Origin of the sequence: Altererythrobacter lutimaris (assembly GCF_013371495.1) — a bacterium.
Taxonomy (GTDB): Bacteria; Pseudomonadota; Alphaproteobacteria; order Sphingomonadales; family Sphingomonadaceae; genus Erythrobacter; species Erythrobacter lutimaris_A.
In genome coordinates this window covers 962,473-974,867 of the sequence record NZ_JABWTA010000001.1, presented here as the reverse complement: position 1 = coordinate 974,867, position 12,395 = coordinate 962,473, and the positions used below count along the sequence as shown (strand labels likewise).

Sequence of the window (12,395 nt, the reverse complement as noted above, 5' to 3'; positions counted from 1 at the left end):
CCCGAATTAGATAATAGGTGACTTCGACCAGGCGAGTGCGGCTGCACCTGCCATGATTGCCACTCCATAGGGAAACAGAGCGTGATTTCCTGTTGGAGCGCTTTTCGCTTTGCGGATGAGACGTCGCAAAACAATCCAGCCAAGCATGAGCGCAACACCCAGCAGCGACACCCATAAAAGCATTTGTACACCGTCACTTACGGCAAAAAATGCAGCGGCTCCGGTGTAGAACTTTACGTCGCCTCCACCGAACCACTTCATCGCAAAGAGCGGCATACCCACGAGCAAGGCGATGAGCGCGTGCAGACCGTGCCAGCCCAAACCAGCCCATTGGTCGAGATAGAAACCGTGCGCGAGGCCATAGATCAACAGCAGCAAGGACAGCCAGTTGGGCAAGCGTCGATCCTTGATGTCGCTCAGCGCACCGATGGCAAGCAGCAGTGTGAGGCCCGCGGGCCACAACAGTTCAGCTATCATGGAAAGCCCTTATCTGTTGGGTCGGCGGGTCAGCTCAACGCGAACCGGGTAATTGCGAGCGCGTGGGCGGGTCACGCCTTGCGAACCAGGCTTTGCAACACTGATGCGCGCAGGCCGACCGGTCGTCTCACGGCCGATACCCAACATGCTGATAACTGTAGGATTGCGCTTCTTGGTGACAGCGTTAGCTGTTGCGTCTTCAACCGCTGCCTCGACGTCGGAACCAGAGCCCTTCGCGCTTGTCTTGCGCGACGATACTGCAGCGAGATTGCCGCCATTCTCAGCAACACTGCTGCTAGTCGCAAGCATCAGCTCGCGGCGATCCGTGCGCGTCACTGCGAGTGGCTTTGCCGTTTCGATCGTCACAGCGCCGAGCCTGCGCTCGGATGCAGTTTGATTGAGCAGGCCTTGAGACACAGCAGCTTTCTCAGCTGACGCAAGCTTGGCTTTTGCTTCGGCTTCGCGCATCGCGAGCGCGCGCTGGCTTTGACCCAGATCGGAGCTGTAGAAGCGCGCAAGATTAGCCGCGAATTTGGCATTGCTTGAATCCAGCGTAATCGCGGTGTTGAAATACCGTTCCGCAAGATCAGCGCGCCCCAGCTTGGTATACGCAACAGCCATTCCGTTGAAGGCGGCTGGAGCGGTCTCCTCGTTCATTGCCGCCAAACGAAACAGATCAATAGCGCGGGCGACGTGACCAGCCTTGAGGGCGGCGCGGCCTTGCTCAAGCTCTTCCATGCCGAAAACCGATGCCATTGCAACCGGCGTTTCAGCACGTGTTTGTTTGAAGGAGAACAGCTCGTTAAAGCCCTGACAGCCTGACAATGCAGTGGCGGCCAGTGCTATTGTTGTGATGCGGAATGCAGTTTTCATGATTTCCCCCTCAAGAAAGTGCCGGCATAATTTCGCGGATAGCGCGGACAATCGCAGGCAATGTCAGCACGCCAATCATGGATGGTAGCATGAACAGTACCAGTGGTATCGAGATAAGCACAGGCAAACGGTGCGCTTTCTCCTCTGCGCGTAAACGGCGCGCTTCGCGCATCTCTGCGGCATAAACGCGCAGCGTTTGTGCGAGGCTCGTGCCGAGTTTGTCTGACTGGACAAGCAAGGTCGAGAAAGAGCGGATTTCATCGACACCAGCTTCGTCGCCCATCTTGCGCAAGGAATCTTCGCGCGTTGCACCAGCGCGCATACGCAAGGTTGTCTGCGTGAGCATTGAGGCGATGCGCGGGTGGCTGGTGACGACTTCACGGCCTACGCGGTCGAGCGTAGATTCCAGGCCAAGTCCGGCTTCCACGCAGACCAACATGAGGTCGAGCGCATCGGGGAAGCCATTGACGATTTCCTGGCGACGCCGCTCGGCCTTCGCGCGGATGAAGAGGTTAGGGACATAGAGCCCCAGAACCATCAGAATCCCGCAAGTGAAATACATGCGCGTGACGCTCGGCGGCTCAGCCGAGTTGAACGCCGCGAGCAAGTACAGACACGGGAAGACAAAGATCATCAGCAGCCGGACCAGCGTGTAAACACGCGGTGCGGTCGGTGACATGTAGCCAGCGGCCTTCAACTGCTTGGAAATCTCCGTTTCAGCGGTATCGCCGAGGTTGAGTCCTGCATTCTCGATCTGCTTGGCGAGCTTTGCCCAAGCGCCGTCATTGCGCTTGCGAGTCAGCGATTCAGCGGTTGGCGATGTCGTATCTGAAGACATTGCAGCAAGCTCGCGCGTCACTTGTAGCCTGCGCGAAGTCAGGTTTGAAATGACAAATACGACAAGTGCAACGAGGCCGAAGATAACGACCAGCAGCAGCGCTCGGATGATCCAGTTGGAAGAAGCAAGTTCAATCATGTCACACCTTGAGATCGATCAAGCGACGGATGACATAGACACCCAGGAAATACATCGTGACCAGCGTGATCGCGCTGTAAATGAAGATTGGGTCTTCAGAGGGATCGAGATAATATTGCGGCGCCATCATGAAGATCATGACAAAGGTGACTACAGGAAGGCCGGTCAGCATCCAGCCAGTCATGCGGCCTTCTGAACTCAATGCGCGAACCTTCATGAACATCTGATGCCTATCTCGAATAACCTTGGCGATGTTCTCAAGGATCTCCGCCAGATTGCCGCCGGTCTGGCTTTGTACTGAAAGCGAGACCACGAACATCCGCATGTCCTCAAGGTCCCAGCGCTCCGCCATATGCTCCAAGGCGCCGATCAAGTCTGCACCATAAGCGACTTCATCGCTGATGAGGCCGAACTCCGATCCGATCGGATCTTCCATTTCCTTTGTAAGCAAGTCGATGGCAGAAGCGATGGGGTGGCCTGAACGAAGCGCGCGAACGAAGATGTCGAGTGCAACTGGGAATTGCTTTTCCATCTTGTTACGGCGCGATTGCGCGAGGCTGCTGATGACCAGCCACGGAATGAAGATCGTTACCGCCGCTGCGAATAGCAGAACCAGAAAAATACTGCCGATACCGACACCTGCGCCGCTGGCGGCTGAAAAGAGGACTCCGATCAGGAAGACGGCCACGAAGCCCAATGCCATGAAGACCATGATCTGTCCGGCGGAGAAGGGCACCGCCGCAGCGAACACCATCTTCTCGAATTTGGCGATCAAGGCCTCGACGCCTTCGGGCAGTTCTGCACGGTCGCGCGGCCGGTTCTTAATGAGCTTGCCGACGACAACCTCGCGGTTCTCGCCAGAGCCGATCATGCGCAGACGTTTATTGACGGCTCCGCGGTAAGAGCGGTTTGCCGCATAGCTCGTCGCAACAGCCTGAGCGATGAGGAACACTGCCGCGAAAACGGCGACCATGATGAGGATGCGGGTGATCTCTAAGGTCATATCGATCAGTCCAGTCGCGTCTCTGGGCGGAAAAGGTCCGCAGGCAGTTTGATGCCGTGCGCTTCCGCATCGAGCAGGAATTTCGGCCTGATACCAGTCGCTTCGAAGTGGCCGATAACCTGTCGATTGTCATCGACGCCTTCAATCTTAAAGCGGAAGATCTCCTGCATAGTGATGGTGTCGCCTTCCATGCCGGTTAGCTCGGAGAGGCTGGTGACCTTACGCCGACCATCGCTGAGGCGAGAGACCTGCACTACGACGTGGATCGCAGACGCGATCTGATTGCGTGCTGCGCGAACCGGCATATCAATGCCGCTCATACCGATCATCTGCTCAACACGGCTCAAGGAATCGCGCGAATTGTTGGCGTGTACGGTCGTCATGGAGCCATCGTGGCCGGTGTTCATCGCTTGAAGCATGTCGAAGGCTTCACCTGCACGAACCTCACCGACGATGATCCGGTCCGGACGCATACGCAGAGCGTTCTTAACGAGGTCTCGCTGGTTGACTTCGCCGCGTCCTTCAATGTTCGGCGGCCTCGTTTCAAGACGCGCAACATGGCTTTGCTGCAGCTGAAGTTCCGCAGAGTCTTCAATCGTTACGATCCGCTCACGCTCATCAATAAAGCTCGAAAGCGCGTTGAGCATGGTCGTCTTACCAGAGCCCGTACCACCGGAAATCAGCACGTTACGGCGCGATTTCACGACAGCGCGGAGCACTTCGGCCATGGGCTCAGGCACGGAGCCCAGATCGACCAGCTTTTGCATGCTGATCGGGATCTTTGCGAATTTACGAATGGAGAGAAGCGACCCATCGAGCGCAAGCGGCGCGATGATCGCGTTAACACGGCTGCCGTCGCTGAGACGCGCATCGACGAATGGCGAACTTTCATCGATCCGGCGGCCGACCGCGCTCACAACCTTCTGGATGATGCGCATCAAGTGCTTTTCATCTTGGAAGCGGGTTGAGACACGCTCAAGCACACCGCCGCGCTCGACAAACACGGTATCCGCGCCGTTCACGAGAATATCGGTGATGCTCTCGTCTTTGAGAAGCGGCTCGATAGGCCCAAGCCCGAGCAATTCGTCCAGAACTTCATCAACGAGGTTTGCGCGCTCTTCGCGGTTGAGCGGAGAATCGAATGTCGCAAGCAGCTCAGGAACAATCGCGCTGATCTCAGCCTTGATTTGCTCTTCAGGGAGCTTGTCGAGCATCGACAGATTGATTTTGTCCAGCAGCGACTGGTGGATCGCCATGCGGATCTGCAGTAAATGGCCTTCACGCTCGGAGATCTGCGGGTGAAGGGTGACAACTTCTGCTTCGTAATTGTCTTCTTCGCCGTCAAAAATCTGCGGTGCGGTTTCCTCGCGGAGCGCTGCGTCAGGACGTTTGATCTTCCACATGACTGCTTATTCCTCTGCTAGCTTTTCTATCAACCGGTCAGCCAGCTCGTTGATGTCTTTCATGAATTTGCTGCGTTTCTGGATCGCATTGATCAGAACGCCTTGATCCTGCGCTGTGCGGGGAAGGGCTCCCTCTTCGTGAATTGTCGCAAGGATCGGGTGCTTGAGCGCGTCTTCTGCGTCAGACGCGCTGATTGTCTTGAAGAGTTTCTTCTCGACGCGGTTCAGGACGACCTGAATTGCTTCGCGGGAGAGACCCATGGAAACAAGGAAATCGAGCTGCCGCTTCGCATGGCGCAGGCTTGGAATAGTGAGATTGCCGATAAGCAGCGTTTGATCCGCTGCAAACACGGTTGAAAGCGACCAGTTGGTAAAGGATGCGGGAAGATCGACAACAACCAGATCGTACTGACGCCTCGCAATCTTTACGACATGCATCAGAGTGTCAAACTCCAGCGCTTCGATTGGCATGATGTCATGCGGCGCGGCTATCACGTCCACATTGGGTGCTTGCGAGCTGCTTGTAACTGAGCGGAGCAATTCACCATCCAGGCGGCCATCCGCTTCCATCAGGTCAGCAAGCGTCAAGCGAGGATTTGCGCCAATGAATGACGATGCGTCGCCAGATTGCAGATCCAGATCAATGATGCAGGCACGCTTGTCTTCGCCATAGGCTTCAGCGAGGTCCGATGCGAGATGGGTGGCAATCGTGGTGGCGCCCGATCCGCCGATACTCTTCAAGACCGCCACAAACGGTGCGAGGGGCGCATCCTCATCAGCGTCTGGCTCAATTTGCTCAGCGGCATCGACAATTGCTGTGACCAGCTCGTCAATGGTGAAGGGCAAGGACACGATGTCAGCGACACCCCGGCGTAGCAATTGCCGGGTTGTGGCTATGTCAACATCGGCCAGGCCCGCGATGACTGGAACATTGGGCCAATCGCTGCGCAATTGGTCCACACGTTGGAGAGAATTGTGCGACGCAGGATCGACTTCGATGACAATTATCTTTGCGCCCATAAGTTCAGGCTTGGGAAGTGCTTCGTCGATCGCGCATTCGCACGTGATCAATCGGGCACTGATCTGGCCAAGATCGGACAGATGGCGAGCGTCGGCGACAACGAAAACGCCGTCAGGCAATTCGCTCGCGCGGCCTATCGAACCTTGTGTAATGTCTTCGATCCGTCCCATCTTTTGCCTCAATTGGACGCCGTCCCTGAAATATCTTCAGCAGTCAGCGAATATGAAAAGTCTGGTAAGCCCACATTGCCATCAAAAGGGGTGAAGGTGAGGGGCGTGTATTCCATGTCCAGAAGTCGGACAGTAATGATCGGAGATATGTCTGCGCCATTAGGGTTGCCTGCGTAGCCCAGACCAGAGCCGGAATAGGTTACTTCGATGTCGTCATCGGCGATGCGTGGCCATACGTTCTGCATACGATCGGCGAGCAATCCGAATGCTGTCGTATCCAACGTCGTGCCAGGGCAGGGGCCTGTCGTGCAGGTGCAGCCAGTGCTTACGCAAGTGATCGTCCCTAGGGCTCCTGCAGGGATGCGGTCGCCCTGACCGATTGCTGTGCCACCGACATTGGTATTGACGTAGCTTGTCGTCGCAATTTCCTGTGCGAGTGGGTTGGTAACTGCAGCATAGCGTGCGCCGACTTGCGTGGCCTTCTCCGCCTGATTGAGGTTCCAGGCGTAATAGCCGACGTCGATCGCGCCGATCACGAAAATGAGCAATACGGGTAGGACCAGTGCGAACTCAGCCGCGATAGCGCGTTCATCACGAAGGAATGAGAGCACAAAACGATGCATGATCAAATCCCCACTACTGTGGCTTGCTGGCTTGCCCGCAGATTGGCCGTATCATTGATCACGCCGACACCGCCAAAAAGCGACACATAGTCCACTGTGGCAGCGACATTGATCTGCGGGGCGCGATCTGTGGAATCGTAAATTCCGGTCTGCGATGTGGCGTCGGTCGGGCACGTGATTGATACGGTGATATCACCGGCTTCCCAGCCGAGTACGCGTGGCTCGCCGCCAGTCAGTTGACCCGTTCGCGTGAGGTTGCGGATGCTGTCTCTGATGGCGGTCGGCACTGAACTTGCGGTACCGTTCTGACAATTAATGCTCGCAAAGTCCTGCCTCGCGCCCCAGCGGGCACCGTCGCGCACACCTTTGACAACCTGATGCTGCGCGTAAAAATAGTGCGCGCCTTCTAGCGTGGTGAAAAGGATCAGCACAGCTAACGGCAGGATCAGCGCCATTTCAGCTGCCGCTGCGCCTTTCTGGCATAAGAGAAGTGAAGCTTTCCGCATCAGCGCACCAGATACGGCTGATCACGCCGGATCAACGGTCCGCCCGATGTGCCGGAATTGCTAATGTCCACTTCGCGGATGATCTCGACATAGATGTCATCCTTGCCGGTCCATTTGCCGCTGCTCGCACGATTCAAGGACGGCTGGACGAGGAACACGTCCATCCATGTGAGAACCGGCAGGTTGCGCTCACGTCCGTTGACGTTGTGCAACCGACAATTGATGACAGCGACAGACATCACTCGGCGGTCAGTCGACGTTGAAGCGGGCGCTCCTAACGCTGGACCACAAACCGCTTTGTTGCGCGTTGTCAGTTGGTTTCCGGCTGCGCCCGCAGGCGTATCGGCGAGCGCAGTACCGTGATTGTTGATTTCATAAAGATATGTTTCGTAGCGCGTTACATTAGGTCCGAGCATGCCGTTGCCCTGCCAGTTGAACGCGGCTCCGTAATGCGTGCGGAAATAGGCGGCGCGATCCCACACTCCATTGCCGAAGAAGTCATCTTTGCAATTGAGGGGATTGCTATCTTCCAGTGCGTGACAGATATCCCGCGGGTGTCCCATGGAGTCGATCGTGGTCGTTGCAGGAACACCGCTCAGATCGGTTGGGCGATAGGGGTTTGCAGGCTCGGTCCATTCGCCGCCCTGAATTTTGCAGGAGTTGGTATCATTGGCGGCATTGGCCGGTCGCACAAGGTCCTTGCGCACGTTGAAGGCGGGTGAGCAATTGCCATTCCCATCCACACAGCCATTGGCCTCGTAAATATCAAAGCGAGTGTTGATAGCAGCCGGACCACTGGCGATGTTGCCGGGCTGGTTGTCTACCAGCAGTTCTTCATCGACCCCGTCCTGCGAGATGCAGTTGCCCGTTGGGGTATTCCAACCAAGCGCTCGTCGCACTTCGTTTGCGCCGTCACCGCCAACGCTGAGATAGCCATACACGCCTGGACCCCAGCCTCCCGAACCGCCGCCGGGCTTGGTCAGCAAGCCATCTCCAATACGCGACGCGATATCAAACGGTGTCTCCGTCGTGACTGTACCTGTCTCCGGCTCATCCGGATTGCAGACCATTAGCGGCGGAATGCGGCAAATGGCTGAGCCGAGCCCGGCCACTGCTTGTGCGTTGATGCTACCGCTGACCGCACCGACGATCGGCGTCAGCGCATAGTTCGCTGCGCGTGTATCGACCGTCACTTCGACAAAACGAGCGATCGAGTCTGCATCTGTCGCATTCTTGTCGACCGGATTGGTACCGGCTTCCGCATCAGCACGGCTCGGGTAAAACACGATTTGCGTTACGTCTGTGACATCGACGGTCTGGTCGGCAGAATCGTTCGCGAAAAATGTCTCGTTTGCGACGAGGCCGCCTTGGATCGCCGCGGTCGCGCGATTGATTGCGCCCGCCCGCCGGTCGAGCTGCGTTGCGCCTGCTAGCGCCGCCTGATCGGCAGCGTTTTGCAGCTCGGTGTCCATTCCCGCCAGGCGCGTATAGTCAAACGCCAGACCGGCAAGAGCAATGATGGGTATCAACGCAAGGGCGTAGGTCGCTGCAACCGCGCCATTCTGATCCTGCCAGAAACGTTTAGCCTTAAACGGCTTCACCTTGTGTTGTGTCATTGCCTTGCACCATTTGTTTCAAATTCAGCCGCCGCCGCCAATGTCAGTCGTTTCTACACGCTCGGGCCGCTTAACAGCGTCAGTCCGATAGCGTTCGATGGCCTGGGCAGCATGCTCCGCACTGCTTGCCGGAATCGGCTTATCGTATTTGGGATCAGGGTTAACGACCATTGCCGCATATGTGGCACGGTTCGCTTCGCCAAAGCCCGGGTCCTGATAGCCTACGAACTCTTTGTCCGCTACGCTCGCACATCCAGTCAGCGCTGTTGCAGCGAGCAGTCCGGCAATTATCCGACGATCAATAATCATATCCATCTTCCTCTGCTGCATTTGCGGACGCATCGCTCGATGTCGGAACCGATCCATTCGGTGCGACAGGTTGCGGGCGATACATCGTACCGTTGAGCAAGACATCCGCTTGAACCGGATCAGCAACGCGATCGGTTGGCAGACGTACTTGATCAGGCCGGATTGGCTGAACCAGTCGCGGCGTAACCACGATCAGAAGCTCTGTTTCGCCTTTGCGGAAACCTGAAGAGCGGAACAGCGAGCCGATAATCGGCAGCGATCCGAGCAGCGGAACCTGTTCCACCGTTGTCTCGAAATCCTGCTGGATCAGGCCAGCGATCGCGAAGCTCTCGCCGTCACGCAGTTCCAGCATGGTGCTGGCGCGACGAACCTGAAGGCCAGGGATCGTCAAGCCGCCAACGGAAATGGACGCGCTCGGGTCAATTGAGCTGACTTCCGGTTCCACCAGGAGATTAATCGTGTCATCGCTGAGCACTGTAGGCGTGAACCCGAGGCTCACACCAAAAGGCTTGAACTCGACAGTGATAGCAGCGCTTCCGCCGCCGCCAGCACCGCCGCCTTGACCGCCAATCGCTTGCGCAACAGGGATTGGGAACTCACCACCGGCAAGAAACGCTGCGCGTTCACCTGAAAGCGCGACCAGGGTCGGCTCTGCCAGTGTTTTCGACATGCCTTTTTCTTCAAGTGCATCGAGCGCGACATCTACATTAAGGCCGAGCACGTCGCCGAAGCTTCGAGTTATAATCCCGAATGCTCCGGTCACCGAATCCACTTCGAGGACGCCATTGCCGAATGTGCCCGTGGGCACTTCACCGGGGGTGAGGCTCGCGCCTGTACCTGTTACGCCGGAGAAGCGGCCGCCATTGGAGCGCATAAAGCTGCGGACGCCAAGCTCTTTGCCAACGCTGCGGCTGACTTCAGCAAAGCGAACTTCCAACATGACTTGCTGGCTGCCGCCCATGCTCATGAGATTGACGACATTATCGCCAGCATATGCCCGCGCCAGTTGAACCGCCTTGTCGGCTGCACCAGCGCTGCTGACCGTACCAGACAGCACAATCGACTCATTCGAAATGCGCGCATCGATCTGCTCATCCGGCATGAGCGCATTGACCTGCTCACGCAGCGAGATCACGTCCGGTCCAACCGCGACGTCCATCACAGCCATCACATTGTTGCGGCTGTCATAGAGTGTCAGGCTGGTCGTACCGAGTTTCTTTCCCAGCACATAGACCGAACGGTCTGAAATCGGAAAGATGTCAGCAATCTCATCATTGCCGATCATTGCGCGAGAGATTGCGCGATCAGCCGTGATTACCTGGCTCTTGTTGACAGGCACTTCAACCGATCCAGCATGGATCGAGGTTTCGCTATCCTGCGCCATTACAGGGGTAGCAAGGGCAGGGGCCAAAGCAAGGGCAGAGCCCAGCGTCAGCGCCTTTGCGACTAGCTTCATGTTACTGCGCATGGCCTTAATTCCCCCGCTTGCGCTTAACTTCATAAGTGGTCGGCTCTGTGCCGCGAATGATCGACATTGTCGGGCCGCGCGGACGCCGTGGTAGCGTAACCACGGCGCTCGAGCTTTCTGCGGTAGTAGGCGCTGCTGCCGATCCGCCGACGTCGCGTGCTGGAATGTAATAGCCTGCGCCGCCCAGATCGCTTGGCGTGACGACATCAGTCGCGCCGACAAGCTGGTTTTCTACATTACGCAGCACCAGGCTCAGCGAGCCGACTTGCCCCGCAAGCACCAACTTCTGTGCGCCCATAATATCGGTCTGTAGTGTTGCTGTCGTGCCAACCGATGGGTCTGTCTGATTTTCATCGGCAACCTGGTCAACGGCAAGAACAAGAACGTTCTCGAGAACCACATTGGTCATTTGATCCGCAGCAGAAGCGCCATCACCCGGGATCTGGCGGGTCAGCAAGACATCTACGACATCGCCCGCACGCACAAATCCGCCGACGCCAGACACCTGATTGACAGGTATCGCCACGGCGCGGAGTTCTTCAGGAAGAATGGAAGCAAGTGTCGCGCGGCCACCTTCACCGCTGACTTTGCTTGCAAGAATAGGTTCACCGACTGTGATCGGACGCAGGGCCACGCGTCCACCACGTGTCGCCTCCTCGATCGATACGAACGCCCCTTGCGGAACGGAGCTTGCCGGCCAGTTGCGTAAGGCGAGGTTAGTGCCTGCCAGTTGCGTGCCGAACTCGAAGTCCTGCGTTGCAACAACGATCTGCGCCATCCTGTTGGCTTCTGCCTCGCGATTCTGGCGGTCCTGTGCCGCTGAGAAATACGAGTTAGCCAAATACACCGCGATTAAGCCGACAAAGACAGCCAATCCGATGATGAGGAGGTTACGTCCCCTCATAATTACCCCCCTTACTGTTCCCCAAGGATCCAGATGTCATTCATCCGAATCGGTAAACAGACGTTAACACTCTTCGAGCGGAACGGAATTGTATGAATTGGGCAAAAATGGCCGGGTCCCGATTTGGGAACCCGGCCATCTTTTGTTTTCGGCTATCGATTAGCCAGCTGGCATGCAGCTCGCAGCAGCAGTTGTGCCGTCGATGCAGTCAGCAGCTTCGTCCATCGTGTCAGAGATCGCGGTGCCCAGTGCGATCGATGCAACAGCGATGCCAGCACCAACCAGAGCGAGGATCAGAGCGTATTCAGCAGCAGAAGCGCCAGAATCGTCACGAAGGAAAGATTTTACAAAAGTCATTTGGTTTTACCCCATTTCAAAACGCACGGATTTTTTGAAGTCCATTCCCCCGTGCAGTCCAAGTTCGTCAGCGTGCCGGCATCTATTTCCGGATTTGCTGGCCCCGAGAGGGGATACTGTATGCGGAACCGGCGCGACCCTTATTGTCTTATTGAGACCGGGCCATCGCACCGGTTCATCACGCAGGTTCCCCTCGGAACTGCCAATAATGCTCTACAATTAGCCTCTGAGGGTCAATTCAATTTACGAATTCAGGTAGTTTCCCTTAAAAACAGTAGTTTAAGGCCTAATTGTCGTAACGGAAATGATTAACGTAGAAGGTTTTTGGGCAGCGAAGTGGTGTAAGTCCATGGTTAACGCTCACATTGCGCTGGTTCCGAGTCGTGGCTGCATAGCTGGGATGAAGCTAGGCCCGCATTAGTCCCTCAACCTAGCATGCAACTCGGTAGCCGCAAGCCGCGATATCCGTGCTTGTCCGTATTCCATCGGTTTGGCGGAGACCTATGCTTATTGCGGACTGAGGAGGGTTTCCAGATGGCGTTTTGCGTGCGACTACTTGACCGATCTGCGGCGCAGACTGATGCGATTATCTCGCTTCTAGAATGCGAAGATCCGGTTCCAGTGACCCTGAGAGAGAGTGGCACTAAACAGCCTCGCTAGCGTCCCCATCGAAACGGCGTGACCCAGAA

The 12,395-nt window shown here is 56.6% G+C and carries 13 protein-coding genes; all 13 read right to left on the bottom strand.

Translation table 11 applies throughout. From position 1 onward, the window contains the following. Positions 1-6 precede the first annotated feature (6 nt). A complete protein-coding gene (locus tag HUO12_RS04660) occupies positions 7-477 on the bottom strand; it encodes an A24 family peptidase (RefSeq protein WP_176272491.1) in 471 nt (156 codons plus the stop codon). A gap of 9 nt (positions 478-486) precedes the next feature. After that, positions 487-1,350, bottom strand: a complete 864-nt coding sequence (locus HUO12_RS04655; RefSeq protein ID WP_176272490.1) for a tetratricopeptide repeat protein — start codon at positions 1,348-1,350, stop codon at positions 487-489. Positions 1,351-1,360: 10 nt separating this feature from the next. Beyond that, positions 1,361-2,326, bottom strand: coding sequence for a type II secretion system F family protein (locus tag HUO12_RS04650; RefSeq protein ID WP_176272489.1), 966 nt, complete (start codon positions 2,324-2,326; stop codon positions 1,361-1,363). Between the two features lies 1 nt (position 2,327). After that, on the bottom strand, positions 2,328-3,329 hold the full coding sequence (locus HUO12_RS04645) for a type II secretion system F family protein (RefSeq protein WP_176272488.1): 1,002 nt from the start codon (positions 3,327-3,329) through the stop codon (positions 2,328-2,330). A gap of 5 nt (positions 3,330-3,334) precedes the next feature. After that, positions 3,335-4,732, bottom strand: coding sequence for a CpaF family protein (locus HUO12_RS04640; RefSeq protein ID WP_232367306.1), 1,398 nt, complete (start codon positions 4,730-4,732; stop codon positions 3,335-3,337). A gap of 6 nt (positions 4,733-4,738) precedes the next feature. Next, positions 4,739-5,923: an AAA family ATPase gene (locus HUO12_RS04635; protein WP_176272487.1), complete on the bottom strand. Its 1,185-nt coding sequence runs from the start codon at positions 5,921-5,923 to the stop codon at positions 4,739-4,741. Positions 5,924-5,931: 8 nt separating this feature from the next. Next, positions 5,932-6,546 (bottom strand): TadE/TadG family type IV pilus assembly protein, encoded by a 615-nt coding sequence (locus HUO12_RS04630; RefSeq protein WP_176272486.1) that lies wholly within the window; start codon positions 6,544-6,546, stop codon positions 5,932-5,934. Positions 6,547-6,548: 2 nt separating this feature from the next. Continuing rightward, positions 6,549-7,052 (bottom strand): TadE/TadG family type IV pilus assembly protein, encoded by a 504-nt coding sequence (locus tag HUO12_RS04625; protein ID WP_176272485.1) that lies wholly within the window; start codon positions 7,050-7,052, stop codon positions 6,549-6,551. Further along, complete coding sequence (locus HUO12_RS04620; protein ID WP_176272484.1) at positions 7,052-8,668, bottom strand: TadE/TadG family type IV pilus assembly protein; 1,617 nt, start codon at positions 8,666-8,668, stop codon at positions 7,052-7,054. The genes HUO12_RS04625 and HUO12_RS04620 overlap by 1 nt, the downstream gene beginning before the upstream one ends. Before the next feature lie 24 nt (positions 8,669-8,692). Further along, entirely contained in the window at positions 8,693-8,977 is a 285-nt protein-coding gene (locus tag HUO12_RS04615) for a hypothetical protein (RefSeq protein WP_176272483.1), read from the bottom strand. Continuing rightward, positions 8,967-10,445 (bottom strand): type II and III secretion system protein family protein, encoded by a 1,479-nt coding sequence (locus HUO12_RS04610; protein ID WP_176272482.1) that lies wholly within the window; start codon positions 10,443-10,445, stop codon positions 8,967-8,969. The genes HUO12_RS04615 and HUO12_RS04610 overlap by 11 nt, the downstream gene beginning before the upstream one ends. A 4-nt stretch (positions 10,446-10,449) precedes the next feature. Next, positions 10,450-11,349, bottom strand: a complete 900-nt coding sequence (gene cpaB, locus HUO12_RS04605) for a Flp pilus assembly protein CpaB (RefSeq protein WP_176272481.1) — start codon at positions 11,347-11,349, stop codon at positions 10,450-10,452. A gap of 159 nt (positions 11,350-11,508) precedes the next feature. Further along, positions 11,509-11,706, bottom strand: coding sequence for a Flp family type IVb pilin (locus tag HUO12_RS04600; RefSeq protein ID WP_176272480.1), 198 nt, complete (start codon positions 11,704-11,706; stop codon positions 11,509-11,511). Positions 11,707-12,395: the final 689 nt, after the last annotated feature.

Bases quoted from the DNA above. Each gene is read 5' to 3' on its own strand.
- HUO12_RS04625 (WP_176272485.1), bottom strand. From the start codon at position 7,052: ATGCGGAAAGCTTCACTTCTCTTATGCCAGAAAGGCGCAGCGGCAGCT.
- HUO12_RS04650 (WP_176272489.1), bottom strand. From the start codon at position 2,326: ATGATTGAACTTGCTTCTTCCAACTGGATCATCCGAGCGCTGCTGCTG.
- HUO12_RS04655 (WP_176272490.1), bottom strand. From the start codon at position 1,350: ATGAAAACTGCATTCCGCATCACAACAATAGCACTGGCCGCCACTGCA.
- cpaB (WP_176272481.1), bottom strand. From the start codon at position 11,349: ATGAGGGGACGTAACCTCCTCATCATCGGATTGGCTGTCTTTGTCGGC.
- HUO12_RS04630 (WP_176272486.1), bottom strand. From the start codon at position 6,546: ATGCATCGTTTTGTGCTCTCATTCCTTCGTGATGAACGCGCTATCGCG.
- HUO12_RS04635 (WP_176272487.1), bottom strand. From the start codon at position 5,923: ATGGGACGGATCGAAGACATTACACAAGGTTCGATAGGCCGCGCGAGC.
- HUO12_RS04615 (WP_176272483.1), bottom strand. From the start codon at position 8,977: ATGATTATTGATCGTCGGATAATTGCCGGACTGCTCGCTGCAACAGCG.
- HUO12_RS04610 (WP_176272482.1), bottom strand. From the start codon at position 10,445: ATGCGCAGTAACATGAAGCTAGTCGCAAAGGCGCTGACGCTGGGCTCT.
- HUO12_RS04660 (WP_176272491.1), bottom strand. From the start codon at position 477: ATGATAGCTGAACTGTTGTGGCCCGCGGGCCTCACACTGCTGCTTGCC.
- HUO12_RS04620 (WP_176272484.1), bottom strand. From the start codon at position 8,668: ATGACACAACACAAGGTGAAGCCGTTTAAGGCTAAACGTTTCTGGCAG.
- HUO12_RS04640 (WP_232367306.1), bottom strand. From the start codon at position 4,732: ATGTGGAAGATCAAACGTCCTGACGCAGCGCTCCGCGAGGAAACCGCA.
- HUO12_RS04645 (WP_176272488.1), bottom strand. From the start codon at position 3,329: ATGACCTTAGAGATCACCCGCATCCTCATCATGGTCGCCGTTTTCGCG.
- HUO12_RS04600 (WP_176272480.1), bottom strand. From the start codon at position 11,706: ATGACTTTTGTAAAATCTTTCCTTCGTGACGATTCTGGCGCTTCTGCT.